The sequence below is a fragment of the Streptomyces sp. NPDC018029 genome (assembly GCF_044327655.1).
Classification (GTDB): Bacteria; Actinomycetota; Actinomycetes; order Streptomycetales; family Streptomycetaceae; genus Streptomyces.
On sequence record NZ_JBIRFV010000011.1, the window covers coordinates 80147 to 105811 of the forward strand.

Here is a 25665-nt window from a genome sequence, read left to right on the forward strand (position 1 = left end):
TAGCCCCTGTCCCCAGTCAGTCGCACCACACACCAACCGGCCTTCGTGGGAGAACAGTTGAGCACCCCCTCCATATCGCGCCGCCGCTTCCTGCAGACGACGACGGCCGCCGGTGCCGCGGCGACGGCAGGCGCGTTCACGGGCATCGGCACCGGCGCCGCCCACGCCGCTCCGGCCACCGGGACGGCGGCGGCCGAGGCCGCGCTGCGCTTCACCGCCGCCACCAACGGCGCCGCGTCCCTCGCGGGCGACCGGCTGATCGCCGAGGTGCAGGGCGTGCTGTGGTCCCTGCCGCGCACGGGCGGCGAGGCCGTGCCGCTCACCCCCGCGGAACTGGAACCGACGCGTCCGGTGCACTCCCCCGACGGGCGGCTGATCGCGGTCTGCGCCTACCGTTCGGGCTGCTTCCACATCTGGACGCTGAAGCCGGACGGCTCCGAGCTGACGCAGCGCACCGAAGGCCCGTGGGACGACCGCGGTCCGGCCTGGTCGCCCGACGGCAAGCGGATCGCCTTCGCATCCGAGCGCGGCGGCGACCCGGTGACGGGCGCCCCGTTCCGCATCTGGGTACTGGAGCCGGCCACCGGTGAGTTGACCCGTCTCACCGGGAGGCCGGACCAGTCAGGGCCGGTCCAGGACGGCGCGTGGGAGGACTTCGACCCCGTCTGGTCGCCGGACGGCAAGCGGGTGCTGTTCGTCCGCGCCGCGGTCAAGGGCGGCGCGCTCGACGCCCGCACGATCGCCTCCGTGGCCGCCGACGGCAGCGGGGCGGTGACCGTGGAGCACACCGACCCCGGCACCGCACAGCTCCTCGTGCCCGCCGTCTCCCCCAACGGCACGCTGGCGTACCTGCGGACGACCCCCGCGCCGAACGCCTCCTGCGCCCTCGTCGTGGCGGGCGAGCCGGTCTCGGTCGGCGGCGACATCGCGCCCGTGCCGCCCCGCTGGATCTCGGCGAAGGAGCTGCTCCTGACGGTCGACGGCCGCTTCACCGTCGTACGTCCCGACGCGCCGGGCACCCGCGAGGACATTCCCTTCACCGCGCCGCTCCCCGTCGACCGGCCGGAGTACCGCGTCAAGACGTTCGACCTGGACGGCACCGCGAGCCGCCCCGTGCGGGCCTTCGACCTGCCGGTGCTCTCCCCCGACGGCAAGCGGGTCGCCTTCACCGCGCTCAACTCCCTCTGGGTCGGCGAGGTCTCGGGCGGCCGGGCGCCGCGCCGGGTGACGCGGGCCGAGACCACCGGATACGTGTACGCGGCCGCGTGGACGCCCGACGGCAAGGCGCTGCTCTACTCCGACGACCGCGACGGGCTGCCCGGCATCCGCAGACGCGATCTCGACACCGGTGAGGAGACGGTCCTCGCGTCCGGCGGGCGGATCCAGCCCGCCCTCTCCCCCGACGGCCACCGCCTCGCCTGCTTCGACCTCGCGACGAACCTGATGCTGCGGGACCTGCGGACGGGCAAGGAGAAGGTCCTCGCCGCCAGTCCGCCGGGCGGCGAGGTGTCCGGCCGCCCCAGCTGGTCCCCCGACGGACGGTACGTCGCCGTCAGCTTCCGCAACCGCGTCAACCAGCGCTTCCGCGAGGGCTACAACCTCATCCGCGTGATCGACACGACCGACGGCTCCGCGAGAACCCACGCGGTGGCGCCGCACGTCTCCATCTCCGACCGCAGCAGCAACGGCCCGGTCTGGTCGCCCGACGGACGGCACATGGCCGTCGTCGTCGAGTCGGCGCTCTGGCTGCTGCCGGTGAGCCCCGACGGCACCCCGGACGGCAAGCCCCGCACCTTCCCCGCCGAGGCCGCCGACCACCCCACCTGGTCCGGTGACGGCAGCCGGGTCCTCTACCTCTCCGCGGGACGGCTCAGGCTCCTCGACGTCGCCGACGGCAGTGTCCGTACGGTCAGGATTCCGCTCGACCACCGGCGCCCCGCCACCGAGGACACCGTCATCCACGCCGGCCGCTTCTGGGACGGCTCCGGGGGCGACGACACCGTCCGCGAGAACGTCGACATCACCATCCGCGGGGGCCGCGTCACCGCCGTCGGCCCGCACCGGTCCGGCCGTGCGGCGGCCCGCCGCGTGGACGCCTCCGAGCAGACCGTGATCCCCGGCCTGTGGGACGCGCACATCCACCCGCAGCCGGGCGTCTACGGCGGCCGACAGGCCTCCCTGTTCCTCTCCTACGGCGTCACCAGCACCGTCTCCATGGGAGGCACCGCCTACGAAGCGGTCAGGCTGCGCGAAGCCACCGCCTCCGGAGAGCTGGCGGGGCCCCGGCTCGTGACCTCCAGCGAAGTCCTCGACGGCACCCGCGTCGCGTGGGACAACCGCGTCCACGCCACCCGCGAGGGCCTGCGCCGGACCCTGTCCCGGGGCAAGGCCCTGGACTGGGACTTCGTCAAGACCTACGTCCGGGCGCCGGGCTGGATCATGGCAGAGGCCGCCCGATACGCGCACGAGGAGCTGGGTGTGCGCTGCGGCAGCCACAACCTCTCCCCCGGCATCCAGCTCGGCCAGGACCTGACGACGCACCTCCAGGCCACCCAGCGCGCCGAGTTCGGCCACGCGACCACCGCGGGCGAGCGCGCGTACCAGGACGTGACGGAGATCTACACCGCCACCGGTGACTTCCACCTCATCGCCACCCCGTTCTCCGCGTCGGTGCTGATCGGCGCGGCACCGGGCCTCGCCGACGACCGGCGGGTGACCCGGCTGATGCCGCCGTGGGAGACCGCCCAGGTGCGCGGCCTGGCCGAGCGGCCGCCCACCGAGGCCGAACTGGCCACGCTGACACGGGAGATAGACATCTACCGCAGGATCACCGCCGCCGGCGGACTGCTCGCCGTCGGCACGGACTCCCCGGGCATCCCGACCGGCCTGGGCGTCCACATCGCCCTGCGCGCCCTGCGGCGCGGCGGCCTCTCGGTCTCCGAGACGCTGCGCACGGCGACGTCCGCGCCCGCCCGGATCTTCGGCCTCGACCGTGACCTCGGCACGCTGGAGGTCGGCAAGCTCGCCGACCTGGCCGTGATCGACGGCGATCCCTTCAGCGACTTCGACTCGCTGGTGCGGACGGTGTCGGTCATGCGGGGCGGGGTGCCGTACGAGGTGAGCGACCTCGTCTCGGCCGTCCCTGCGATGCCGGCGGTGGCGAAGGACCGGGCGCGCTGGGCCCGGACGGGCGAGCGGCTGCGGAACAAGTGCTGCGATCACGGGCAGTGAGCCCGTGCCTGAGCCTGAACCTGTGCCCGGGCATGGGCCCGGGCCCATGCCCGTGACTCTGCCTGGGCCTGTGCCTGTGACGCGCTGAGGCGCTTCCTGCCAGGCTGTGCCCCATGTCTGCATCACCGGTCCCGCGGCGGCCGGCCCTCTCGCTCTGCCTGTGCGCTCTGCTCTTCGCGCTCCTCACCTGGCCGGTGGCCGCCGGGGGGCCGCTGCGCCGCGCCGACGAGCGGGCCGGACGCGCGCTCGCCGACAGCCACTTCCCCGGCCGGGCGGCGGAGTTCCTCGCCGACCTCGGCAACGTCACGGTCGCCGTGCCGGTCCTCCTCGCCGTCCTCGCGTACACCGCCTGGCGCGGCCGGCGTGCCGGTACGTTCCGCTGGTGGCTGTCCGCCGCGGCCGCCGCCGTCACCATGGCCGCGGTGCCCGCGCTCGTCGCCCCGCTCAAGGCGGTGATCGACCGTCCGGGGCCGCCGGGCACGGACGGCCACGGCGGCTACTTCCCCTCGGGGCACACGGCGACGGCCGCGGTCGCCTATGGGGCGGCGGTCCTGCTTCTGCTGCCGCTGCTGCGGGGCGCGTACGGCCGTCGCGAGCTGGTCATCGGGTGCGTGCTGCTGAACGTGGGGGTCGGGTTCGGGCTGGTGCGGCGGGGTTATCACTGGCCGCTGGACGTGGTGGCGAGCTGGTGCCTGTCCGCGCTGCTGCTGCAGGTCATGGTGCTGGTGATCAGCCGGAGTACGCGGCGAAGTCCTGTGCGAGCCCCCAGCTCCTGAAGACGCGTTCGCGCGGTCACGCGTCCTCGTCCTGCGCGTCCCCCCGCGCCAGCCGCGCCGCCGCCTCGTGCATCGCGAGTTCGAGCACCGCCGGATCGTTCAGCGTGCCGGAGCCGTCCGGCGCGACCAGCCAGCGGACGCCGCCCGCGGCCCGCCCCGGGTAGGGCACGACGATCCAGGTGCCGCGGCCCGCGCCGCGCACCCCCGTGCCGAGCCAGCGGGTGGCCGTGCCCGCGGGCACGAAGAACCCCATGCGTTCGTCGCCGAAGTCGGCGAGGACGGGGCCGGGGCGGTCGACGCAGCGGGCCAGCACGTCGAGTGTGGGGTGGCCGAGGCCGCCGGGCAGGATCAACACGTCCCAGCGCCGCCCGGCGGGCAGGAGTGTGACGCCGAGGGGGTTGCGCTCCCAGTCGAAGCGGCAGGCCTCCGGGTTCGATGCCACCGACACCAGCCACTCGACCGCCGACTTCGCTCCTGAACCACCCGAGCTAGTCATACCGGACCTTCCTCTCCTGTGCGGACAACGGTGTGCGTCACAGGTGAGAGGGGTTCGGGGGCCGGGCATTACGCGGGTTCCCGGGACCGGTCGGTGGTGAAGGGGGCACAGGTGGACGGCGGGGCGTGCGCCGGTTGATCACGCCCCGCTCAGCCGGTCGGCGGAGGCTCAGCCGGTCGGCGCAGGCTCAGCCGGTCGGCGAAGGCTCAGCTGTCGAAGCCCAGGCCCAGTTTGTCCATCGTCTTGAGCCAGAGGTTCCGCTTGCCGCCATTGGCGTCGGACCTGGCGAGCGACCACTTGGTCAGCGCGACGCCGGTCCACGCGAACGGTTCCGGCGGGAACGGCAGCGGCTTCGTGCGGACCATCTCCAGTTCCGTACGCTCCGTCCGCTCTCCGGCGAGCAGGTCCAGCATGACGTCGGCGCCGAACCGGGTGGCCCCGACACCCAGACCCGTGTAGCCCGCCGCGTACGCGACGCGGCCCTTGTGGGCCGTGCCGAAGAACGCCGAGAAGCGCGAGCACGTGTCGATCGCGCCGCCCCACGCGTGCGTGAACCGCACCCCCTCCAGCTGCGGGAAGCAGGTGAAGAAGTGCCCAGCGAGCTTCGCGTAGGTCTCGGGGCGGTCGTCGTACTCGGCCCGCACCTTCCCGCCGAACGGGTAGATCGCGTCGTAGCCGCCCCACAGGATGCGGTTGTCGGCGGAGAGCCGGAAGTAGTGGAACTGGTTGGCGCTGTCGCCGAGGCCCTGGCGGTTGCGCCAGCCGATCGACGCCAGCTGGTCGTCGGTCAGCGGCTCGGTCATCAGCGCGTAGTCGTAGACCGGGACGGTGTACGGGCGCAGGCGCTTGACCAGGGAGGGGAAGATGTTCGTGGCGAGCACGACCTGGCGGGCGAAGACCCTGCCGTACGGCGTGCGGATCGCCATGCCGGCGCCGGCGGAGGCCAGGTCGAGGGCGGGCGTGTGCTCGTAGATCCGGACGCCCTTCTCCAGGCAGACCCGCTTGAGGCCCCACGCCAGTTTCGCCGGGTGCAGCATGGCGACTCCGTCGCGGTCCCAGAGGCCGCCGAGGAACGTGGGCGAGTCGACCTGTTCGCGCAGCGCGTCCGCGTCGAGCAGTTCGGCGCCGCCGGCGAGGCCGTGCTCGGCCATCTCGTCGTACATTTCGCGGAGTTCGGCCAGCTGGTGCGGCTCGGTGGCGACGTCGATCTCGCCGGTGCGCTCGAAGTCGCAGTCGATGGAGTAGCGCTTGACGGCCGCCTCGATCTCGTCGAGGTTGCGGGCGCCGAGCTCCTCCAGCTTCGCGATCTCGCCGGGCCAGCGGGACAGGCCGTTGCCGATGCCGTGCGTGAGGGAGGCGGCGCAGAAGCCGCCGTTGCGGCCGGAGGCGGCCCAGCCCGCCTCGCGGCCCTCGACGAGGACGACGTCGCGGCGCGGGTCGCGCTCCTTGGCGATGAGCGCGGTCCACAGGCCGCTGTAGCCGCCGCCGACGACGAGGAGGTCGCAGCGGTCGTCGCCGGTGAGGGCGGGCTCCGGGGCGGGCCTGCCGGGGTCGTCCAGCCAGAAGGACACCGGCCGGGCGTCGGAGAGGGACTTGGTGAAACGGGTCATGGCGCCAGGGGCCATGATTTCCACTCCTTCAGAAATTGCGGGAACTGCTCAGAAATCCCGGGGATCACCGGGACTGCTTGTTGCGGCGCTTGCCGACCAGCATTCCGGCGAGCACGAGGAGCACGGCGACGAGGAACATCGCCGTACCGATCACATTGATCTGAACGGGCGTGCCGCGCTGTGCGGATCCCCAGACGAACATGGGGAACGTCACAGTCGAGCCCGCGTTGAAATTCGTGATGATGAAGTCGTCGAAGGAGAGCGCGAAGGCGAGCAGCGCGCCCGCCGCGATGCCCGGTGCCGCGATGGGCAGCGTGACCCTTAGGAAGGTCTGCACGGGTCCGGCGTAAAGGTCCTGCGCGGCCTGTTCCAGGCGCGGGTCCATGGACATGACGCGCGCCTTGACGGCGGTCACCACGAAGCTGAGGCAGAACATGATGTGGGCGATGAGGACGGTCCAGAAGCCGAGCTGCGCGCCCATGTTGAGGAAGAGCGTGAGCAGCGAGGCGGCCATGACGACCTCGGGCATCGCCATCGGCAGGAAGATCAGCGAGTTGATGGCGCCGCGCGCGCGGAACCGGTAGCGCACGAGCGCGAAGGCGATCATCGTGCCGAGCACGGTCGCGCCGATCGTCGCCCAGGTGGCGATCTGCAGGCTCAGTGAGAGCGACCCGCACATGTCGGCGACGCCGCACGGGTCCTTCCACGCGTCGAGCGAGAATTCCTGCCAGGAGTAATTGAAGCGCCCCTTCGGCTTGTTGAAGGAGAACACCGTCACGACGATGTTCGGAAGGAGCAGGTACGCGAGCGTGAGCAGGCCCGCGATGACGACGACATTGCGCCGGAGCCAGCGGAAGAAGGCGGCCATCAGACGAGATCCTCCGTCCCCGACTTGCGGATGTAGAAGGTCACCATGAACAGGATGGCGGCCATGAGAATGAAGGAGAGAGCAGCGGCCGTCGGATAGTCCAGAATGCGCAGGAACTGCGTCTGGATGACGTTTCCGACCATGCGGGTGTCGGTGGAGCCGAGGAGGTCCGCGTTCACGTAGTCGCCCGCCGCGGGGATGAAGGTGAGCAGCGTCCCGGAGACGACGCCCGGCATGGAGAGCGGGAACGTCACCTTGCGGAAGGTGGTGGACGGCTTGGCGTAGAGGTCGCCCGCGGCCTCGTGCAGCCGGCCGTCGATGCGCTCCAGCGAGGTGTAGAGCGGCAGGATCATGAACGGCAGGAAGTTGTACGTGAGTCCGCAGATCACGGCGAGCGGCGTGGCAAGGACCCGGTCGCCGTCGGTGACGCCGAGCCAGCTGGTGACGTCGAGGACGTGCAGGGAGTTGAGGGCGCCGACGACGGGCCCGCCGTCCGCGAGGATCGTCTTCCACGCCAGCGTACGGATGAGGAAGCTGGTGAAGAACGGCGCGATGACCAGGACGAGGATGATGTTGCGCCAGCGGCCCGCGCGGAACGCGATGAGGTAGGCGAGCGGATAGCCGAGCAGCAGGCACAGGATCGTGGCGGCGCCGGCGTAGAGCACCGAGCGCAGGAACTGCGGCCAGTAGTCGGTGAGCGCGTCCCAGTAGGTGGCGAAGTGCCAGGTGACCTTGAAGCCCTCTTCGAGGGACCCGGTCTGTACGGAGGTCGACGCCTGGTAGACGAGCGGCAGCGCGAAGAAGACGACGAGCCAGAGGATGCCGGGGAGCAGCAGCCAGTAGGGGACGAGGCGGCCGCGCTTGCGCGGTGCGCGTGCGGGTGGCTCCTGTGGAGCGGGCGCCTTCGGCGGTGGTGCGTCGGTCACGGTCGTCATGCGGAGGCGTCCTCCTCGACCTTCTCGACGCCCGCTTCGGCGTCCTGGGCGGCGTCGAGGCCGAAGGTGTGCGCGGGGTTCCAGTGCAGGACGACCTCGGCGCCCGGGGTGAGGCGGCTGTCGCGCTCGATGTTCTGCGCGTACACCTCGAAGGACGGGCAGACCGGGCTCTGGACGACGTACTGCGTCGATACGCCGATGAAGCTGCTGTCGGCGATGCGTCCGGTGATGCGGTTGCGTCCGTCCGGGATCTGCCCCGCGTCGTCGGCGTGCGTGAGGGAGATCTTCTCGGGCCGTACGCCGACCAGGACCTTGCCGCCGGTGGCGGTGGGGCCGGTACATCGGGCGGCGGGCAGCGTCAGTTTGCAGTCGCCCGCCTTGACGACGAGGTCGTCGCCGCTCCTGGCGTCGACATCCGCCACGATGAAGTTCGAGGTGCCGAGGAAGTTGGCGACGAACGTGGTCCGCGGGTTCTCGTAGAGGTCGGCGGGGGCGCCGAGCTGTTCGACACGGCCGCCGTTCATCACGGCGACGGTGTCGGCCATGGTCATGGCCTCCTCCTGGTCGTGCGTGACGTGCACGAAGGTGATGCCGACCTCGGTCTGGATGCGCTTGAGCTCCAGCTGCATCTGGCGGCGCAGCTTGAGGTCGAGGGCGCCGAGGGGCTCGTCGAGGAGGAGCACCTTGGGGTGGTTGATGAGCGCGCGGGCGACGGCGACGCGCTGCTGCTGGCCGCCGGAGAGCTGGTGGGGCTTCTTGCGGGCCTGCTCGCCGAGCTGCACCAGGTCGAGCATCTCGCCGACCTGGTTCTTCACCGACTTGATGCCGCGTCGGCGCAGTCCGAAGGCGACGTTCTCGAAGATGTCGAGGTGCGGGAAGAGGGCGTACGACTGGAAGACGGTGTTCACGGGCCGCTTGTACGGCGGCAGGGCCGTGACGTCCTGGTCGCCGAGGCGGACCGTGCCGGAGCTCGGCTCCTCCAGGCCCGCGATCATGCGGAGCGTGGTGGTCTTGCCGCAGCCGGATGCGCCGAGCAGGGCGAAGAAGGAGCCCTGCGGCACGGTGAGGTCGAGCGGATGCACGGCGGTGAAGGAGCCGTAGGTCTTGCTGATCCCGGTCAGACGAACGTCGCCGCCGTGTTCTGTAGCAGTTGTCATGGTGGGTCCAGGGGAAGTCGAGGGGGGAACAGGGGAGGGCGCCCCTTCAAGGGGCGCGGGGAACTGCGCGAGCAACCACGACGGAGCCGCGGACGAATCCACGCCGCGGCGCAGCCGCCTACGCCCCCGTGAGCTTCGCGAACTTCTGTTCGTACGCGGTCTCTTCCTTCGGCGTGAGCGACCGGAAGGCCCGCGACTTCTCCTTCATCTCCTTGTCGGGGATGATCAGCGGATTCGACGCCGCGTCCTTGTCGATCTTCGCGAGCGCGTCCCGCACGCCGTCGACCGGGCAGACGTAGTTGATGTACGCCGCGAGGCGGGCCGCGGGCTCGGGCTCGTAGTAGTAGTCGATGAGCCGCTCGGCGTTCTTCTTGTGCCGTGCCTTGTTCGGGACGAGGAGATTGTCCGTGGACGTGATGTAGCCCTGGTCGGGGATGTGGAAGTCGACGTCCGGGTTGTCGGCCTGCAGCTGCACGATGTCGCCGGCCCAGCCGAGGCACGCGGCCATGTCGCCCTTGGCGAGGTCCGAGGTGTAGTCGTTGCCGGTGAAGCGGCGGATCTGCTTCTTGTCGACGGCCTTCTGGAGGCGGGCGATGGCCGCGTCGAAGTCGTCGTCGGTGAAGTCCCCGGGGTCCTTGCCCAGGTCGAGGAGTGTCATGCCGACGGTGTCGCGCATCTCGGAGAGGAACCCGACGCGCCCCTTCAGCTTGGGGTCGTCGAGCAGCTGCGACACCGAGGTGATCTTCTTCCCGCCGGTCGCCTTCTTGTTGTACGCGATGACCGTGGAGATGCCGGTCCAGGGGTACGAGTAGGCGCGTCCCGGGTCCCAGTCGGGGTTGCGGAACTGGGCGGACAGATTGGCGTACGCATGGGGCAGGTTGGCCGGGTCCAGTTTCTGGACCCACCCGAAGCGGATGAGCCTGGCGGCCAGCCAGTCGGTGACGCAGATGAGGTCGCGCCCGGTCTCCTGGCCCGCCGCGAGCTGAGGTTTGAGCTTCCCGAAGAACTCGACGTTGTCGTTGATGTCCTCGGTGTACTTGACCTCGATCCCGGTGCGTTTCGTGAACGCACTGAGGGTGGGCCGCCGGTTCTTGTCCTTCTCGTCGACGTCCATGTACTCGGTCCAGTTGGAGAAGGCGATCCTCTTCTCCTGTGCCGAGTGGTCCTCGGACGAGACGTCACCCTGGCCCTTGCCCGCCGCCGGGATCCCGCAGGCGCTCAGCGCCCCGAGTCCACCGACGGCGAGCGCGCCGCCCGTGGCGGCGCGCAGCACGCCACGGCGGGTCAGGGAGGCCCTGCCGTTCCTGAGGCTGCGCTGCATGGCGGCCAGCTGGGCCGGGGTGAAGGGGTCGGGCTCGTACTGCTCCATGCGCGTGGTTGCCCTTTCGGGAGGAAGGCGGCCGCTGGTCGTACGGCCTGTGACGAGTGGTGACGTGACTACCGGTCCCCGAAGATCGTGCGGTGCCAGTCCTTGCGGACCACCGCTGTGTTGTCGAACATGACGTGCTTGATTTGCGTGTATTCCTCGAACGAGTACGCGGACATGTCCTTTCCGTAGCCGGATGCCTTGTATCCGCCGTGCGGCATCTCGCTGAGAATCGGGATGTGGTCGTTGACCCACACGCAGCCGGCCTTGATCTCGCGGGTCGCACGGCCCGCGCGGTACACGTCGCGGCTCCAGGCGGAGGCGGCGAGGCCGTACGGGGTGTCGTTGGCGAGCCGGATGCCCTCGTCGTCGCTGTCGAAGGGGAGCACGACGAGCACGGGCCCGAAGATCTCCGACTGCACGATCTCGCTGTCCTGTGCGGCGTCGGCGATGAGCGTGGGCTTGTAGAACGCTCCGGGGTGCTGGAGCGCCTCCCCGCCGGTGACCACGCGCGCGTAGGACCGGGCACGGTCGACGAACCCGGCGACGCGGTCGCGGTGCACGTGCGAGATGAGCGGCCCCATGTCGGTGCTCGGGTCGAACGGATCGCCGAGCCGCACGCTCTCCATGAGGTCGGCGACGCCCTGCACGAAGGCTTCGTAGAGCGGCCGCTGCACGTACGCGCGCGTGGCGGCCGTGCAGTCCTGCCCGGAGTTGATGAGCGCGCCGGCGACCGCGCCGTGCACGGCGGCGTCGAGATCGGCGTCGTCGAACACCACGAAGGGTGCCTTTCCGCCGAGCTCAAGGTGCAGTCGCTTGACGGTGGCGGTGGCGATCTCGGCGACGCGCTTGCCGACGCCGGTGGACCCGGTGAAGGAGGTCATGGCGACGTCGGGGTGTCCGACGAGATGCTCGCCGGCGTCCTTCCCCGCGCCCGTGACGATGTTGACGACACCGTCGGGGATGCCGGCCTCCGTCGCCGCCTGCGCGAAGAGGAGCGAGGTGAAGGGGGTGAGCTCGGCGGGCTTGAGGACGATGGTGTTGCCCGCCGCGATCGCCGGGAGCACCTTCCAGGCGGCCATCTGGAGCGGGTAGTTCCAGGGCGCGATGGACCCGACGACACCGATCGGCTCACGGCGTACGTACGAGGTGTGGTCGCCGGTGTACTCGCCGGCCGACTGGCCTTGGAGGTGCCGGGCCGCGCCCGCGAAGAAGGAGGTGTTGTCGACGGTCCCGGGGACGTCGAACTCCCGGCTCAGCTTGATCGGCTTGCCGCACTGCAACGACTCGGCATGCGCGAATTCCTCGGCGCGGTCGGCCAGGACGCCCGCGAAGCGGTGCATGGTGTCCGAACGCTCGCCCGGAGTGGCACCCGCCCAGCCGGGGAACGCCTCGGCGGCCGCGGTGACGGCGGCGTCCACGTCGTCACTTCCGGCGAGCTCGTACGTGTAGACCTCGTCGGCGGTGGCGGGGTCCACGACCGCGTGCGTCCGGCCCGACGTGCCCTTGGTCAGCCGCCCGGCGATGTACTGCGCACCGTCCGCGAAGTGGTCCTGCGCCTGGAAGTTGTGCATGACGCTCTCCTCCGCCGCCCTCCCCGTCCCGCGGGGGTCGGCGTAGCTCCAGATCGATTTGAGTGCCGATCCTGACAGAGCAGTGATAGTCCAACAAGTGATTCCGTTGTTGCCTTTTGGTTACGCGACGGAATCTGTCGACCAGGTGTCGAGTCGGCCCGGAAAACCAAGGACGGAGTGTCAGTGGTGCGTGTCAGACTCGCGTGCATGACGAAGATCGACTCGGTCCGTTCGGCGGAAGCGCTGGCCGGCGCGGTGCGCACCGGCGAGAAGGTGAAGTACCTGCACTTCTGGGGCCACACCCCGCGCCGGGACGGCTCGCTGGGCCCGAGCTGCCTCAGCCAGTGGTGGCCCTCGCCCTTCACCGTGGACGGCGTGGAGTACGCGACGGCGGAGCACTGGATGATGGCGGCCAAGGCCCGCCTCTTCGACGACGCGGACGCGGAGCGTGCGGCGCTCGCGGCCCGGACACCCGCCGAGGCGAAGAAGGCGGGGCGGCTCGTGCGGGGCTTCGACGAGGCGATATGGGCGCGCGAGCGGTTCGGCATCGTGGTCGCGGGCAGCACGCACAAGTTCGCCTCGGACCCCGCGCTCCGGGAGTTCCTCGTCGGGACAGGTCAGCGTGTCCTGGTCGAGGCGAGCCCCCTGGACCGCGTCTGGGGCATCGGCCTGGCGGCCGACGACCCGCGCGCGGAGGACCCCACGAAGTGGCGGGGACCCAACCTGCTGGGTTTCGCGCTGATGGAGGCGCGGTCCCGGCTCTGAGCGGCGGGGCGTCTCAGGTGGTCCGGGGCGCCGGAGTGTCGCCCGCCACCGGATCGCCCGCTGCGGCTTGATCCGTTGCGGCTCGGTCCGTCGCGGGGCTCTGCCGGATCAGCCGCTTCCGTACGAGACGGCTCTGCGCCGCCACCGTCACGATGACCCCCGCGCCGAGGACCGGCCAGGCGAGCGGGCCCGCCGCGATCACGGCGGTGACCAGGAGCGGTCCGCCGCTGCGCTGGGCCGACGAGGAAAGGCCGTGCACCCCGAGGTAGGCGCCCTGGGCGTCGTCGGGGGCGAGCGCGATCGAGAGCTCCCACGAGGCGATGGCGTGCAGGATCTCCGCGAAGGTGAGGGCGACCGCCGCGAGGGTGAGGGCGGCGACGGCGAGCCACGTGCCGCCGAGCGTGGAGGCGGTCAGGGCGGCACACCCGACGACGAAGCAGGCCGCCAGCGGGACGAGCAGCGCGCGGGCCCGCTCCGGGGTGCTGCCGAACCGGGACAGGGGGACCTGGCAGCAGACGACCAGCACGCAGTTGAGCACCATGAGGAGCGGCGCGAGACCGTGCGGGGCGTCGGTGGCGTGGACGATCCACAGGGGGATGCCGACCTGGAGCACCGCGTCGTCGAGGAAGAGGGCCGCCTCGGTCACTGTGAAGAGCAGATAGGAGCGGTCGCGCCAGGGGTTGGACGGCGGGACGGCCGGCGCGGTCGCCGAGGAGTCGGCGACCAGGCGGGACGGCGAAGGCGGTTCGGCGCAGCGCAGCGTGAGGGCGGCGGCGACGAGGAAGCTGACCACGTTGCCGATGAGGAGCGCCTGATACGCGTGCGTGGTGCCGACGGCGAGAGCGAGCGCCCCGGCGAGGCCTCCGAGGGCCCAGCCCGCGTTGGAGACGGTGCGCTGCACGGCTTGGTACGTGGTGCGCTCCGGGCCCGCGATGCGGGCGGCGTACAGCTTGGTGAGCACGTTGGCACCGCGGTCGGCGAGGCTGTTGACGGCCGAGTAGAGCAGGAGCAGCGCGAAGTTGTCCGTCGTGAGCAGCGCCAACAGCGCCACGGCTTGCTGGAGTTGGGCTCCGATGATGATGCGGGTGACCGGGAAGCGGTCGGCGAGGTGGCCCGCGAGCGGCGCGCCCGCGATGCCGACGGCGCCCGAGACACCTAAGAGCAGGCCGACCTCGGCGACGGAAAGACCGGTGACCAGAGTGAAGTAGAGAGCGGCCGCACCCATCCAGAGGCCGGTGCCCGCCTTGTTGATCAGGGCGATCCAGAGCATGCGACGGCCGTCGGCACCCCCTGGTATGCGTGCGTACAGCGCGGACCGTCGACGGCTGAGGCTCACTCATCCCCCTTGGCTCGACCTTGACTTGATTCACTGCGGCTTGACTCGGCACTTTGTACCGGTACATAATTCCCTCTGTGGCAGCACAATATGTGATCAGTGGCTCGACCGCCAAGGGCATTACCGCGTCGGTCGAACAGGCCGTGGCCGACGGTGGGTTGGCGCCGGGCGCCGCGCTGCCTCCGGTGCGCAGGCTCGCCGACGAGCTGGGGGTCAGCGCCGGCACGGTGGCGACGGCCTACAAGGAACTGCGGCAGCGCGGCATCGTGGTGACACGCGGCCGGGGCGGCACCGTCGTGGCACAGGCCCCGGCGGTCGGGACCCGCAGGCCGCCCAGGGCGCCGCGAGGGGTGCGCGACCTGGCGGGCGGACATCCGGATTCGTCCCTGCTGCCGGTGCTGATGCCGCCTGCCCGGGTGGAGCCGGTCAGCGGTTCGCACCGCGCGTCGCCGCGCCTCGCGGGGCTCGAGGAAGTGGCCAGGGAGTGGTTCGCGCGGGACGGGGTGCCCGACGGCCGGGTGACCTTCGCGCACGGAGCGCTGGACTGCATGGCCCGGCTCCTCTCGGTGGAGCTGAAGCCGGGCGACACGGTGGCCGTGGAGGATCCCGGATTCCACCATCTCCTCGACCTCGTACCGGCGTTGGGGCTTCGCATGACACCCGTGGCCGTGGACGACGAGGGCATCAGGCCGGAAGCGCTGCGCGGCGCACTGCGGGCGGGCGCCCGGGCCCTGGTGTGCAGCCCGCGGGGGCAGAACCCGATGGGCGGCCGCTTCACGGCGGCGCGGCGCGAGGCACTGCTCGCCGTTCTCGACGGCTACCCGGACGTGCTCGTCGTCGAGGACGACCACAACGCCGAGGTGGCGGGGGCGGCCCCGCACTCCCTGGCGACCGGCGGACTCCCGCGCTGGGCGCAGGTGCGCACCGTCTCCAAGCACCTGAGCGTCGACCTGCGGTGGGCGGCCCTCGCGTGCGACGCCACCACGCTGGCCCGGCACGAGGGGCGGATGCTGCTCACCTCGGGGTGGGTCAGTCACGTACTGCAGGAGACGGTCGAGCGGACGATGACCGACCCCGCGGCGCGCGAGGTGGTGGGCCGGGCCGAGCGCGCCTACACGGAGCGGCGCGAAGCCCTGATCCGCGAGCTCGCGGGGCACGGCGTCGCGGCGCGGGGCGCGAGCGGGCTGAACGTATGGGTGCCGGTGCGGGACGAGTCCGCGGTCGTCAACGGGCTGCGCTCGCGGGGGTGGTGGGTGGCCGCAGGGGCACGCTTCCGCATCGCCGCGCCCACCGCCGTGCGCATCACCACGTCGGCACTGGAGGCACCGGACGCGGCCCGCCTCGCCGCAGACTTCGCCGCCGTACTCGACGAGTCGGAGGCGACGTATGGGGGATGAGTGACGGGGGTGAGGGCACCCAGGGGGCTGGGCGACCGGGCCGAGGTCACGCATGCGGGTGGGGGCCAGCGGTCTTCCCCAGGGGCGCGGGGAACTGCGCGAACAACCCCCACCGACCCGCACGAGCCACACGCCCCAAAGGCCACCGAGCCGAGGTCACACACCCGGGTGAGGGACAGCAGCCCTACCCAGGGGCGCGGGGAACTGCGCGAACAACCCCCACCGACCCGCACAATACGAACGACCCAAAGGCCACCGAGCCGAGGTCACACACCCGGGTAAGGGACAGCAGTCCTACCTAGGGGCGCGGGGAACTGCGCGAGCAACCCCCACCGACCCGCACGAGCCACACGCCCCAGCCCGAGCGACCCGGCCTACACCACGAGCAGGATCACCAGCAGCGCCACACCCAAGGCGCTGCCCACCGCCCCGCAGATGATTCCCGCGAGGGCCTGGCCCCCGTTCGTCGCCTCGCCGCGCCGCGCCTTCCCGCGCCCCAGCGCGCCGAAGATCACCGCGAGGATGCCGAGGACGATCGCCAGCGGCCACAGGCAGAAGCCGGCAGCCGCGGTGATCCCGAGGACGAGCGCCGCCACACCCATGCCGTTCGCGGGCGCCATCGGCATGGCGGGCCAGCCGTATCCGGGGTATCCAGGCCCACCCTGACCACCCGGCCGGCCCGGGTAGCCGGGATAGCCCGGGTAACCCGGGTAGCCGGGGTGGCCAGGCTGACCCGGGTAGCCGGGATGGCCAGGGTGCCCGGGCTGACCCGGGTACCCCACGTATCCCGGATAGCCCTGCTGCTGCCCCGGCCCGTCCGGCGAGATCGGAGGCGGCGGCACCGGCTCCCCGGGCGCCGCGAAGGGGCCAGGGCCTCCGGCCCGCGGAGGCGAAAACGGCGGCGGACCCGCTCCCGGCGCCGAGGCGTCCGCCCACTGACCGTGAACCGGCGACGGCGGCCCCGGCCGCTCCGGCGGCACCGCGTCCTCCGGCGGCGGCGCCCACAGATCACGCTCCCCCGGCGCCTCCGGCGCCCCCGCGCCGGGCACGGCGTCGTCCTCGGACTTCGCGGACATGACGGGTCACCTCTTTCGTACGTTCCGTCATGCTACGGCCCTCGCTTTGCCCAGGCCGACCACCGGCCCCGACCCCCCTCACCGACCGCCGCCTACGATGAGCCCCGACCCACCGATCAGCCGATCAAACCCGTTCCTGGGGAGGAAACCGTGACCGAGCAGCAGACCGCAGCCCCAACGACAGCCGGCGACCCGCGGGCGTTCCCGCACGCTTTCATCGCCGGACTGCCCAAGGCGGAACTGCACGTGCACCATGTCGGCTCGGCCTCCCCCCGCATCGTCTCCGAGCTGGCCGCCCGGCACCCCGACTCCGCGGTGCCGACCGACCCCGAGGCGCTCGCCGACTACTTCACGTTCACGGACTTCGCGCACTTCATCCAGGTCTATCTGTCCGTCGTGGACCTGATCCGCACCGCGGACGACGTGCGCCTCCTCACCTACGAGGTGGCCCGCGACATGGCGCGGCAGAACGTGCGGTACGCCGAGCTGACCATCACCCCGTACTCCTCCGTCCGCCGCGGCATCGACGACCGCGCCTTCATGGACGCCATCGAGGACGCCCGCAAGGCCGCCGAGAGAGAGTTCGGCACCGTGCTGCGCTGGTGCTTCGACATTCCCGGCGAGGCCGGGCTCGCCTCGGCCGAGGAGACGCTCCGGCTGGCCGTCACCGACAAGCTGCGCCCCGAGGGCCTGGTCTCCTTCGGGCTCGGCGGGCCCGAGATCGGCGTGCCGCGCCCGCAGTTCAAGCCGTACTTCGACCGGGCGATCGAGGCGGGCCTGCACTCGGTGCCGCACGCCGGGGAGACCACGGGCCCCGAGACCGTCTGGGACGCCCTCACCCACCTGCGGGCCGAGCGCATCGGCCACGGCACCACCGCCGCGCAGGACCCGAAGCTGCTCGCCCACCTCGCCGAGCACCGCATCCCGCTGGAGGTCTGCCCGACCTCGAACATCGCGACCCGCGCGGTCCGCACCCTCGACGAGCACCCGATCAAGCAGTTCATGGACGCCGGAGTGATCGTCACGGTCAATTCCGACGACCCGCCCATGTTCGGCACCGACCTGAACGCCGAGTACGCCGTCGCCGCGCGCCTCCTCGACCTCGACGAGCGCGGCATCGCGGCCCTCGCGAAGAACGCCGTCGAGGCGTCCTTCCTGGACCCGGCGGGCAAGGCGAGGATCGCCGCCGAGATCGACACGTACACGGAGACGTGGCTCGCGCCGTGATCCCGTGACCACAATGGGCCCATGCGCACCGTGACTGCAGTGGCCCACCGAGGCGATCCCTACCGCGTCCGCGAGAACACGATCCCGTCCCTGCGCTCCGCGATCGAACGGGGCGCGGACGCGGTGGAGATCGACGTCCGCCTGAGCCGCGACGGCGTGCCCGTGCTCCTGCACGACGACACGCTCAAGCGGCTCTGGGGGTACGAGCGCCCGCTCGCCGCCCTCTCCGCCGCCGAGGTCCACGGCCTCACCGAAGGCGGCGTGCCGACGCTCGAAGCCGCCCTCGCGGCGACGGAGGGGCACCGGCTCATGATCGACCTGCCGGGTGCGACGTACGACGACGTGCGCGCGGTCGTCGGAGTCGTCGCGGACCACGGGGCGGCCGAGCGCGTGTACTACTGCGCGGGCGGGCAGACGATGCTGGCCGTGCGCGAGGCCGATCCCGCCGCGGAGATCGCGCTGACCTGGACGACCCTGGCCCCGCCCCGCCCGGTCCTGCTGGACGCGGTCAAGCCGCGCTGGCTCAACTACCGCTTCCCGCTGGTCGACCGCGACCTGGTGTTCCAGGTGCACCGCCAGGGTCTCCTCGTCTCGGCCTGGACGCCGGACACGCGCCGCTCGATGCGCCGCCTGCTCGACGCGGGCGTCGACGCGATCACCACCAACCGCATCGACGTCCTGCGCTCCCTGCGCGGCCCCGCCTGAGCCACACCGCCCAGGCCCTGCTCCGGCTCCGGTTCGGCTCAGACGGACCGGAGGGGCGGCAACATCGCCTGCGCGTCCGCCCCCTCCCCCACCCAGAGACCGATCACCAGCGCCGCCGTCGCCTCCAGCAGCCCCGCCCGCTCGAGGCCGCCGGCGGCGAGCGGCCGGCAGCCGAGGTCCCGCACCAACGCGTGTACGACCGCCTGCGCGCCCTCGTCGTCACCGCAGACCGGAACCGCCAGCGGGCGCCCGTCGAACACGGGCGGGTCCATCCGCCACACGTCCACGTGGCAGAGGTTGAACGCCTTGACCACGTGCGCGCCCGGCGCCGCGTCGGCGAGGCGGCGGGCCGCCGAGGGACCGCCGTCCGCCTCCGTGAGAAGGGCGAAGCCGGGACCCACCGAATTGGAACAGTCGATCAGCACCCGCCCCCGAAGGGCGGCTGCCAGCCCTGCCGCCACCGGGACCCCGGCCGCGTACGGCAGCGCGAACAGCACCGCCTCACCGAACTCCGCCGCCGCCCGTATCGCGCCGTGCCGCACGGCACCGATCCGGGCGGCGAGCGCGGCCGCCGCGCCCTCGTCGCGCCCGCCGACCATGACCTCGTGGCCCGCCCGCACCCACCGCGTGCCGAGCGCGCCCGCCATGCCACCCGTGCCGATGATGCCGATCCGCATGCCGCTTCCCCTCGTCGTCCGGCTCGGTCGCCGGAATCAAGGACGACAGTAGGAAGCCGCTCGGGCACCATTCGGTAAGTGACCACCGAACACGACCTCCTCGCCGACTGCCGCGCCCGCCTCGCGTTCGACCTGCTCGCCAACACCTGGAACGCCGTGGTGCTGTGGTCCCTGCGGCACGGCCCGCGCCGCCCGCGCGAGCTGCGCGAGCTCATCGGCGGCATCAGCCCCAAGATCCTCACGGAGACACTGCGCCGCCTTGAGTACAACGGCCTCGTGACCCGGGAGTCGTACGCCGAGTCACCACCTCGCGTCGAGTACGAACTGACCGCACTGGGACGGACATTGCTCGCACCCATCGAGGCCTTCGGGGCATGGGCGTACGAGCACGGGGACGCGGTCATGGCGGCACAGGAGCGGGCTGACGGTGACCACGACCGATCCCCCTAGGGGTAACCCCGGCCGACGCCCCTGACGTCACGGCCTGCCGCCCCCGAACCCACCTTCGGAGCAGGGCTGCAACGCACGGAGGTCGGCGACAAGGTGCTGTGGTTCAAGACCGGCTCTCGCTACGGCTACACGAACATCATCGCTTCCACGGAGAACGGCTCACGTACCCTCGTCTACTCGGTCAACGCCACCGACGCGAAGGGCAAGGACGTTCACCCGGTGGCCCAGCGCATCGTCGCGGCCGCACTCCGCTGAGCCCGCGTGCCGGGCGACGAACGAACAGGGGCCCGAGGGCATCATCAAGGCGATGCGGCTGGCGGACCCCGGCCCGCGCTTCAGGTGCGCGGCACCGACGGCGCCTGGTGGTACAGCGACCTCGTGAAGCACGAGGCGCCGCTCGCCGGTCCCGGCGCTCACAACCCCGCCAGCGCGTTCCACCGCTTCGCGAACTCCGTGCGCTCCTTCGACGTGATGTCGCGTGCGATGGCGAGCCGTTCGCGCATCGCGTCGTCCGGGAAGATCAGCGGGTCCTCGGCGAGGGCGGCGAGTTCCTTGTCCTTGGAAGAGGCGAGGATGTCGCGGGCCGCGGGGACGGGGCAGACGTAGTTGACCCAGGCGGCGAGCTCCGCGGCGACCTCGGGCTCGTAGTAGTGGTCGATGAGCCGCTCGGCGTTCCGCTTGTGGCGGGCCAGGTTGGGGATCATCAGGGACTCGGCCCACAGCTCCGCGCCCTCCTCGGGGACGACGAACTCGATGTCCGGGTCGTCCGCCTGGAGCTGGATGACGTCGCCGCTGTAGGCCTGGCAGGCCAGGACGTCGCCGCTGGAGAGGTCCTTGATGTAGTCGTTGCCGGTGAAGCGGCGGATGTGGTGGCTGTCCACCATCTTCTCGACCTTGTCGCACATCCGGTGGAAGTCGTCGGCCGTCCACTTCCTGATGTCGACGCCGTCGCCCTGGAGCAGCAGCGCGAATGCCTCGTCGAGGCCGGAGAGGAGGGTGACCCGGCCCTTGAGGTCGTCCGCCCACAGGTCGGAGACCTGTTTGATCTCCCGGCCGACCTTCCGCTTGTTGTACGCGATGCCGGTGATGCCCGACTGCCAGGGGACGGTGTACTTCCGGCCCGGGTCGAAGTGCGGGGAACGGAGGAGAGGGTCCAGGTACTTCGTGACGTTGGGCTGCGCGGCCCGGTCCATCTCCTGCACCCAGCCGAGCCGTACGAAGCGTGCGCACATCCAGTCGCTGATGACGATGAGGTCGCGGCCGGTCTCCTGGTGGTTCATCAGGGACGGGCTGATCTTGCCGAAGAACTCGTCGTTGTCGTTGATCTCCTCCGTGTAGCGGACGTCTATCCCCGTCCGCTTCTCGAAGGCGTCCAGCGAGGGGCGCTTCGTCTTGTCCTTGTCGTCGGTGTCTATGTAGAGCGGCCAGTTGGCGAAGGCCAGCTTCTTGTCCTGGCGAGAGCGGTCGTGCGCGGCCCGCTCCCCCGGCTCGATGTACGCGGCGGGCACCCCGCACCCCGCGAGCACGCCGGCGGCCGCACCGCCGCCCAGGGCGCGCAGCAGGGAACGGCGGTGCATCGGACGGGACGCCGGACGGGCTGAGGAGGCTCTGGGGTTCGCTCGCACCCCGGCAGCATGCGCCTTCGCGCGCGGGCGCGGCAATGGACGCAGCGTCGAGCCCCACGGCGTGGAGCCGACACCTTGTCGATCAGCCGGGGCACGTCACGCGGGGCCCAGCCAGGCCGCCAGGTCGCCCGCGGTGACCCGCTCCAGGGGCGCGGCGTCGACCGGCCCCGGGTACAGGCGGTACGCCGTGCCGGAGGCGGCGTCCGCCGCGCCGGGCAGGTCGCCGTGCAGCAGCGCGAGCAGGGCGGCGCGGCCCGTCAACTCCGGCTCGGCGCACAGGGAGTCCGGCTCCCAGCCGTCCCGTACGCGCAGCGCGAAGTCGGCGCGCGGCTCGTCCGCGGCGCGGCGGTAGCCCCACAGGACGTGGCCGCGGCCGCGCACGTACACGTCGCCGTCGGTGCGGGCCGCCGCCGTCCAGCAGGCGAGGTCCCACAGGGTGGCACGGCCGCAGGGCTGGAAGGTGTCGAGCAGGTCGTTGCCCATGCGGCCGATCTGCTTGCGGTAGCGCCACACGTCGTGGCCGGCGCCCGTGGTGGCGAGGGTGACATCCGCCCACCAGGCGCGCCGCGTCCGGAGGTCGACGATCATCGGCACGCGCAGCTTCGCGTCGCCCCCGAGGTCGAAGCGCTGCCGCACGGTCCGCGGGTCGTACACGGCCCGTTCCTTGCCCTCCACCGCCATGAACCCCGCGAAGGCGTCGGGCAGTTCGTCGAAGGGCACGTCGTTGTACGAGAGGACCGCGGGCACGACGAACCGCACCCCGGTGCTCGCGAGCCGCGGCAGGTCGAGGTCCAGGTACTCGGTGGCGCCGTGCGGTGCGGGCGCGGAGGTCAGGTCGCCGGAGTGCCGGGCGGCGCCGCCCGCGTGCTCCAGCTGCGTGTAGTCGCAGAGGCCGACGAAGCGCCACTGGTCGTCGTAGAGCGCGACGGACAGGTCGAGGTCGACGCGCGTGCCCTTGGGCTGGGTCCAGTGCAGGAAGAGCCGCACGGTCTCGCTGTCCGCGGGCATGGGCAGGGAGCTGCCGCGCGGCACGGCGACGAGCGAGGCGGCGGACGCGCGCTCGGCGAACGGCACGGGCAGGTCGGCGAGCGCGGCGTCCAGGACGGCCACGTCGTACCGCTCCCCCTCGCGCGCGGCGAGGCGCCGGACGGCCTCCGCCTCGATGAGCTCGCCGGCGCGGCCCGCGACGCGCGAGGGCAGCGGCGGCCGGTGGTCCTCGACGGCGTACGCCTTGGTGACGCGTCCGCGCGGGAAGAAGACGCGGCGGTGTCCCGGCACGGTACGGATCTTCATGCGGCCGTACGCGCCGAGCAGCGGTCCGGGGCCGGAGCGCGGCAGGGCGTCGGCGAGCGCGTCGCCCACCGTGTCGGGGAGGGTCGTGGAGCCCGAACGGGCGAGCAGCAGGTCGAGCCGGCGCAGGAGCTCACCGGGGCGCTCGCGCAGGAGGCGCACCGCCGCTTCGACGTCCCAGTGGGCGAGGGCCTCTTCGACGCGCCCCTGCCAGGTGACGACGCGCAGCCGGTCGCCGGTGAGGCGCACGGCGTCGTGCCGGGCGGCCTCGGCGAGCAGCACCTCGCCGAGCGCGCCGTCGCGCACGCGGGTCCCGCGCAGGGCGGCGAAGGCGAGCGCCACGCGCGCGTGCCGGTGGGCCTGCTCGAAGGGGTGCAGTATTTCGCCGACCCGCTGCCACGCGCGCGGGTGGCGGGCCATGTCCTCGGCGAGGCGCCGGAAGTCGAACCCGTCGAGCAGGGCGAGGAGTTCCCGGCGCACGGGACGCGGCAGGGAGCGCAGGCGCGGGAGTTCGAGCAGGTCGGGGTCGCCCCCGGAACGTACGACGAGCAGGCGCAGCACGTCGGTGGCCGTGTCGGCGTACCGCGCGACCAGGGGGCGCGCGTCGGGGATGTCGAGCAGCGGCGCGAGGGCGAGGGCCTTGCTCTCGCGCAGCGGGATGGCGGCCGGGAGCCAGTCCGCGGCGGCGGCCGGGTCCAGGCGGCCCAGGAGCAGGACGAGGTCGTCGTGGTCCTGCGGGTCAAGGGGTGTGCGGCGGGCGAGCAGCGCGGTGAGCTCGGCGGCGGCGTCGCCGGGGGCGCCGAGGCGCAGGGCTCGCAGGACAGGGCCGCCGTCACCGCCGAGACCGGCACCGGTGTCGAGCCAGGGGTCGGTGGGGCCCTCGGTCTCGTAGCGCTTCTCGCAGATCGGGCAGGTGTACCACTCGCAGCACTGGTCGCAGCAGTACCAGATGTCCCTCTTGTCGCCGAGGCAGGTGTCGCACAGCAGGTGGGCGCAGGGGTCGAGCGCGCGCACGCGTGCCTTGGTGCCCGCGCAGTTCATACAGGGCTGGTGCGGCTGGGCCGCGAGGTACCGGGCGACGACGGTGGTGTAGCGGTCGTACACGGGCTGGTAGGCGGTCTCGGCGGGGAACCGCGCGAACAGCGGCGCGTGGCGCCGGTCGGAGCCCATCAGCGCGTCGACGTCGGCGAGCAGCGCGCGCCCGGTCGCGGCGAGGTCGTCCACGGAGAGCGCGGTCAGGGCGCGGCGCAGCGGGGCGGTCAGCAGGTGCCCGCGGTCGGCGAGTTCGGCTTCGAGGACGACGACCGCGGCGTCGGTCACCGCGGAGCGTCCGGCGCCCTCGGGGACGTACACACTCTGCCGGCGGCGCAGCAGCAGCCCGGCGAGGTCATCGGTCGTCGTCATCAGGTCCCACCCCCGTGGTGCAGAGAAAAGCGGGGGCGGGGAGTGGGTGCGCTACGAATCTTTTTGCATAAGAAGAAAGAAGGAAGCACACCGCGGAGCCGCCCCCGCGTACCCAACGGTACGCGGGGGCGGTGGGGCCCGGCATCTCAATTAGCCCAGGCCAAAGAGGTACTAGCCCTCGATCGAGGTCATCACGTGCTTGATGCGCGTGTAGTCGTCGAAGCCGTACGCCGAGAGGTCCTTGCCGTAGCCCGACTTCTTGAAGCCGCCGTGCGGCATCTCGGCGACGAGCGGAATGTGCGTGTTGATCCAGACGCAGCCGAAGTCGAGGACCTTGGACATGCGCATCGCGCGCGCGTGGTCCTTCGTCCAGACGGAGGAGGCGAGCGCGTACTCGACGCCGTTCGCGTACTCGACGGCCTGCGCCTCGTCCGTGAAGGACTGGACGGTGATGACCGGGCCGAAGACCTCGTTCTGGATGATCTCGTCGTCCTGCTTGAGGCCGGAGACGACGGTCGGCGCGAAGAAGTAGCCCTTCTCGCCGACCCGCTGGCCACCGGCCTCCACGCGCGCGTGCGCGGGCAGCCGCTCGATGAAGCCGGAGACCTGCTTCAGCTGGTTGGCGTTGTTGAGCGGGCCGTAGAGCACGTCCTCGTCGTCCGGCTGGCCGGTCTTCGTGTCGGCGGCGGCCTTGGCGAGCGCCGTCACGAACTCGTCGTGGATGGACTCGTGGACGAGCACGCGCGTGGCGGCCGTGCAGTCCTGGCCCGCGTTGAAGAAGCCCGCCATCGAGATGTCCTCGACGGCCTTGGCGATGTCGGTGTCCTCGAAGACCACGACGGGCGCCTTGCCGCCGAGCTCCAGGTGGACCCGCTTGAGGTCCTTGGACGCGGACTCGGCGACCTGCATGCCGGCGCGCACGGAGCCGGTGATGGAGGCCATCGCCGGGGTCTTGTGCTCGACCATCAGGCGGCCGGTGTCGCGGTCGCCCGTCACGACGTTGAAGACGCCGGGCGGCACGATGGAGCCGATGATCTCGGCCATCAGGACGGTCGACGCGGGGGTGGTGTCGGACGGCTTCAGGACGACCGTGTTGCCGGCCGCGAGCGCCGGGGCGAACTTCCACACGCCCATCATCATCGGGTAGTTCCACGGCGCGACCTGCGCGCAGACACCGATCGGCTCGCGGCGGATGATGGAGGTCAGACCCTCCATGTACTCGCCCGCGGCGCGCCCCTCCAGCATCCGGGCCGCGCCCGCGAAGAAGCGGATCTGGTCGACCATGGGCGGGATCTCCTCGGACCGGGTGAGTCCGATCGGCTTGCCCGTGTTCTCGACCTCGGCCGCGATGAGTTCCTCGGCCCGCTCCTCGAACGCGTCCGCGATCTTGAGCAGGGCCTTCTGCCGCTCGGCGGGCGTCAGGTCCCGCCAGGCGGGGAACGCGTCGGCGGCGGCCTTCATGGCGGCGTCGACGTCGGCCTGGCCCGAGAGCGGCGCGGTGGCGTACGCCTCGCCGGTCGCCGGATTGATGACCTCGGTGGTCCGTCCGTCGGCCGCGTCCCGGAATTCTCCGTTGATGTAGTTGCGCAGACGGCGCAGCTCGGTGGTCACTTCCGCGGCCCTCCAAGTCAGATGTCCAGTGGATGAGACACCCACCCTAGTCGCTGTACCGACGCTTTCAACATACCCAGCGGCCCAGA

At 71.8% G+C, this 25665-nt stretch carries 21 protein-coding genes; 8 read left to right on the forward strand and 13 right to left on the reverse strand.

Annotation, left to right across the window (positions count from 1 at the left end):
* Positions 1-57: 57 nt before the first annotated feature.
* Positions 58-3231 carry an amidohydrolase family protein gene (locus tag ACH4D5_RS30410; protein ID WP_398308593.1) on the forward strand — a complete coding sequence of 1058 codons (3174 nt, stop codon included), beginning with the start codon at positions 58-60 and terminating at the stop codon, positions 3229-3231.
* Between the two features lie 113 nt (positions 3232-3344).
* On the forward strand, positions 3345-4007 hold the full coding sequence (locus ACH4D5_RS30415; RefSeq protein ID WP_398308595.1) for a phosphatase PAP2 family protein: 663 nt from the start codon (positions 3345-3347) through the stop codon (positions 4005-4007).
* Between the two features lie 16 nt (positions 4008-4023).
* On the opposite strand, the gene ACH4D5_RS30420 is transcribed toward ACH4D5_RS30415, so the two are convergent.
* From ACH4D5_RS30420 to ACH4D5_RS30450, 7 genes are all read right to left on the reverse strand, one after another.
* Positions 4024-4503: a hypothetical protein gene (locus ACH4D5_RS30420; protein WP_398308597.1), complete on the reverse strand. Its 480-nt coding sequence runs from the start codon at positions 4501-4503 to the stop codon at positions 4024-4026.
* Between the two features lie 206 nt (positions 4504-4709).
* Positions 4710-6128, reverse strand: a complete 1419-nt coding sequence (locus ACH4D5_RS30425) for an NAD(P)/FAD-dependent oxidoreductase (RefSeq protein ID WP_398308599.1) — start codon at positions 6126-6128, stop codon at positions 4710-4712.
* Between the two features lie 49 nt (positions 6129-6177).
* Positions 6178-6981: an ABC transporter permease gene (locus ACH4D5_RS30430; protein WP_398308601.1), complete on the reverse strand. Its 804-nt coding sequence runs from the start codon at positions 6979-6981 to the stop codon at positions 6178-6180.
* Positions 6981-7916 carry an ABC transporter permease gene (locus tag ACH4D5_RS30435; RefSeq protein ID WP_398308603.1) on the reverse strand — a complete coding sequence of 312 codons (936 nt, stop codon included), beginning with the start codon at positions 7914-7916 and terminating at the stop codon, positions 6981-6983. The genes ACH4D5_RS30430 and ACH4D5_RS30435 overlap by 1 nt, the downstream gene beginning before the upstream one ends.
* Positions 7913-9073 carry an ABC transporter ATP-binding protein gene (locus ACH4D5_RS30440; protein ID WP_398308605.1) on the reverse strand — a complete coding sequence of 387 codons (1161 nt, stop codon included), beginning with the start codon at positions 9071-9073 and terminating at the stop codon, positions 7913-7915. The genes ACH4D5_RS30435 and ACH4D5_RS30440 overlap by 4 nt, the downstream gene beginning before the upstream one ends.
* Before the next feature lie 118 nt (positions 9074-9191).
* Entirely contained in the window at positions 9192-10442 is a 1251-nt protein-coding gene (locus ACH4D5_RS30445; protein WP_398308606.1) for a spermidine/putrescine ABC transporter substrate-binding protein, read from the reverse strand.
* Positions 10443-10510: 68 nt separating this feature from the next.
* The gene (locus tag ACH4D5_RS30450; RefSeq protein ID WP_398308608.1) at positions 10511-12013 is read right to left on the reverse strand and encodes a gamma-aminobutyraldehyde dehydrogenase; all 1503 of its coding nucleotides are present in this window, start codon (positions 12011-12013) and stop codon (positions 10511-10513) included.
* A 207-nt stretch (positions 12014-12220) separates the two neighbouring features.
* Between ACH4D5_RS30450 and ACH4D5_RS30455 the strand changes: the two genes are divergently transcribed.
* Positions 12221-12778, forward strand: coding sequence for an NADAR family protein (locus ACH4D5_RS30455; RefSeq protein WP_398308610.1), 558 nt, complete (start codon positions 12221-12223; stop codon positions 12776-12778).
* Positions 12779-12791: 13 nt separating this feature from the next.
* On the opposite strand, the gene ACH4D5_RS30460 is transcribed toward ACH4D5_RS30455, so the two are convergent.
* Positions 12792-14114, reverse strand: coding sequence for an MFS transporter (locus tag ACH4D5_RS30460; protein ID WP_398308612.1), 1323 nt, complete (start codon positions 14112-14114; stop codon positions 12792-12794).
* Positions 14115-14191: 77 nt separating this feature from the next.
* Here ACH4D5_RS30460 and ACH4D5_RS30465 point away from each other — a divergent pair, with 77 nt between their 5' ends.
* A complete protein-coding gene (locus ACH4D5_RS30465; protein ID WP_398308614.1) occupies positions 14192-15511 on the forward strand; it encodes an aminotransferase class I/II-fold pyridoxal phosphate-dependent enzyme in 1320 nt (439 codons plus the stop codon).
* Positions 15512-15885: 374 nt separating this feature from the next.
* On the opposite strand, the gene ACH4D5_RS30470 is transcribed toward ACH4D5_RS30465, so the two are convergent.
* Positions 15886-16587: a DUF4190 domain-containing protein gene (locus ACH4D5_RS30470; RefSeq protein ID WP_398308616.1), complete on the reverse strand. Its 702-nt coding sequence runs from the start codon at positions 16585-16587 to the stop codon at positions 15886-15888.
* 150 nt (positions 16588-16737) lie between these two features.
* Here ACH4D5_RS30470 and ACH4D5_RS30475 point away from each other — a divergent pair, with 150 nt between their 5' ends.
* Together ACH4D5_RS30475 and ACH4D5_RS30480 are read left to right on the forward strand one after the other, a co-directional pair.
* Positions 16738-17814: an adenosine deaminase gene (locus tag ACH4D5_RS30475; protein ID WP_398308618.1), complete on the forward strand. Its 1077-nt coding sequence runs from the start codon at positions 16738-16740 to the stop codon at positions 17812-17814.
* Between the two features lie 21 nt (positions 17815-17835).
* Positions 17836-18519: a glycerophosphodiester phosphodiesterase gene (locus ACH4D5_RS30480; RefSeq protein ID WP_398308619.1), complete on the forward strand. Its 684-nt coding sequence runs from the start codon at positions 17836-17838 to the stop codon at positions 18517-18519.
* A gap of 38 nt (positions 18520-18557) precedes the next feature.
* Here the strand turns inward: ACH4D5_RS30480 and ACH4D5_RS30485 are convergent, their stop codons facing one another.
* Positions 18558-19196: an NADPH-dependent F420 reductase gene (locus ACH4D5_RS30485; RefSeq protein WP_398308621.1), complete on the reverse strand. Its 639-nt coding sequence runs from the start codon at positions 19194-19196 to the stop codon at positions 18558-18560.
* Between the two features lie 78 nt (positions 19197-19274).
* On the opposite strand from ACH4D5_RS30485, the gene ACH4D5_RS30490 reads away from it, so the two are divergent.
* Together ACH4D5_RS30490 and ACH4D5_RS30495 are read left to right on the forward strand one after the other, a co-directional pair.
* Positions 19275-19646 carry a winged helix-turn-helix transcriptional regulator gene (locus ACH4D5_RS30490; RefSeq protein ID WP_398308623.1) on the forward strand — a complete coding sequence of 124 codons (372 nt, stop codon included), beginning with the start codon at positions 19275-19277 and terminating at the stop codon, positions 19644-19646.
* A gap of 93 nt (positions 19647-19739) precedes the next feature.
* Positions 19740-19901, forward strand: a complete 162-nt coding sequence (locus ACH4D5_RS30495) for a hypothetical protein (protein WP_398308625.1) — start codon at positions 19740-19742, stop codon at positions 19899-19901.
* A 158-nt stretch (positions 19902-20059) separates the two neighbouring features.
* On the opposite strand, the gene ACH4D5_RS30500 is transcribed toward ACH4D5_RS30495, so the two are convergent.
* The 3 genes from ACH4D5_RS30500 to ACH4D5_RS30510 all read right to left on the reverse strand — a co-directional run bounded on the left by ACH4D5_RS30500 (position 20060) and on the right by ACH4D5_RS30510 (position 25576).
* Entirely contained in the window at positions 20060-21223 is a 1164-nt protein-coding gene (locus tag ACH4D5_RS30500) for a spermidine/putrescine ABC transporter substrate-binding protein (protein WP_398308627.1), read from the reverse strand.
* A gap of 144 nt (positions 21224-21367) precedes the next feature.
* Positions 21368-23965: an MXAN_6230/SCO0854 family RING domain-containing protein gene (locus ACH4D5_RS30505; RefSeq protein WP_398308629.1), complete on the reverse strand. Its 2598-nt coding sequence runs from the start codon at positions 23963-23965 to the stop codon at positions 21368-21370.
* Positions 23966-24136: 171 nt separating this feature from the next.
* Positions 24137-25576 (reverse strand): gamma-aminobutyraldehyde dehydrogenase, encoded by a 1440-nt coding sequence (locus ACH4D5_RS30510; protein WP_398308631.1) that lies wholly within the window; start codon positions 25574-25576, stop codon positions 24137-24139.
* Positions 25577-25665: the final 89 nt, after the last annotated feature.

What these genes read in the sequence shown, in the direction of transcription:
- ACH4D5_RS30415 (WP_398308595.1), top strand. Translation starts at nt 3,345, where the DNA reads ATGTCTGCATCACCGGTCCCGCGGCGGCCGGCCCTCTCGCTCTGCCTG.
- ACH4D5_RS30420 (WP_398308597.1), bottom strand. Translation starts at nt 4,503, where the DNA reads ATGACTAGCTCGGGTGGTTCAGGAGCGAAGTCGGCGGTCGAGTGGCTG.
- ACH4D5_RS30425 (WP_398308599.1), bottom strand. Translation starts at nt 6,128, where the DNA reads ATGGCCCCTGGCGCCATGACCCGTTTCACCAAGTCCCTCTCCGACGCC.
- ACH4D5_RS30430 (WP_398308601.1), bottom strand. Translation starts at nt 6,981, where the DNA reads ATGGCCGCCTTCTTCCGCTGGCTCCGGCGCAATGTCGTCGTCATCGCG.
- ACH4D5_RS30435 (WP_398308603.1), bottom strand. Translation starts at nt 7,916, where the DNA reads ATGACGACCGTGACCGACGCACCACCGCCGAAGGCGCCCGCTCCACAG.
- ACH4D5_RS30440 (WP_398308605.1), bottom strand. Translation starts at nt 9,073, where the DNA reads ATGACAACTGCTACAGAACACGGCGGCGACGTTCGTCTGACCGGGATC.
- ACH4D5_RS30445 (WP_398308606.1), bottom strand. Translation starts at nt 10,442, where the DNA reads ATGGAGCAGTACGAGCCCGACCCCTTCACCCCGGCCCAGCTGGCCGCC.
- ACH4D5_RS30450 (WP_398308608.1), bottom strand. Translation starts at nt 12,013, where the DNA reads ATGCACAACTTCCAGGCGCAGGACCACTTCGCGGACGGTGCGCAGTAC.
- ACH4D5_RS30455 (WP_398308610.1), top strand. Translation starts at nt 12,221, where the DNA reads ATGACGAAGATCGACTCGGTCCGTTCGGCGGAAGCGCTGGCCGGCGCG.
- ACH4D5_RS30470 (WP_398308616.1), bottom strand. Translation starts at nt 16,587, where the DNA reads ATGTCCGCGAAGTCCGAGGACGACGCCGTGCCCGGCGCGGGGGCGCCG.
- ACH4D5_RS30480 (WP_398308619.1), top strand. Translation starts at nt 17,836, where the DNA reads ATGCGCACCGTGACTGCAGTGGCCCACCGAGGCGATCCCTACCGCGTC.
- ACH4D5_RS30485 (WP_398308621.1), bottom strand. Translation starts at nt 19,196, where the DNA reads ATGCGGATCGGCATCATCGGCACGGGTGGCATGGCGGGCGCGCTCGGC.
- ACH4D5_RS30500 (WP_398308627.1), bottom strand. Translation starts at nt 21,223, where the DNA reads ATGCACCGCCGTTCCCTGCTGCGCGCCCTGGGCGGCGGTGCGGCCGCC.
- ACH4D5_RS30505 (WP_398308629.1), bottom strand. Translation starts at nt 23,965, where the DNA reads ATGACGACGACCGATGACCTCGCCGGGCTGCTGCTGCGCCGCCGGCAG.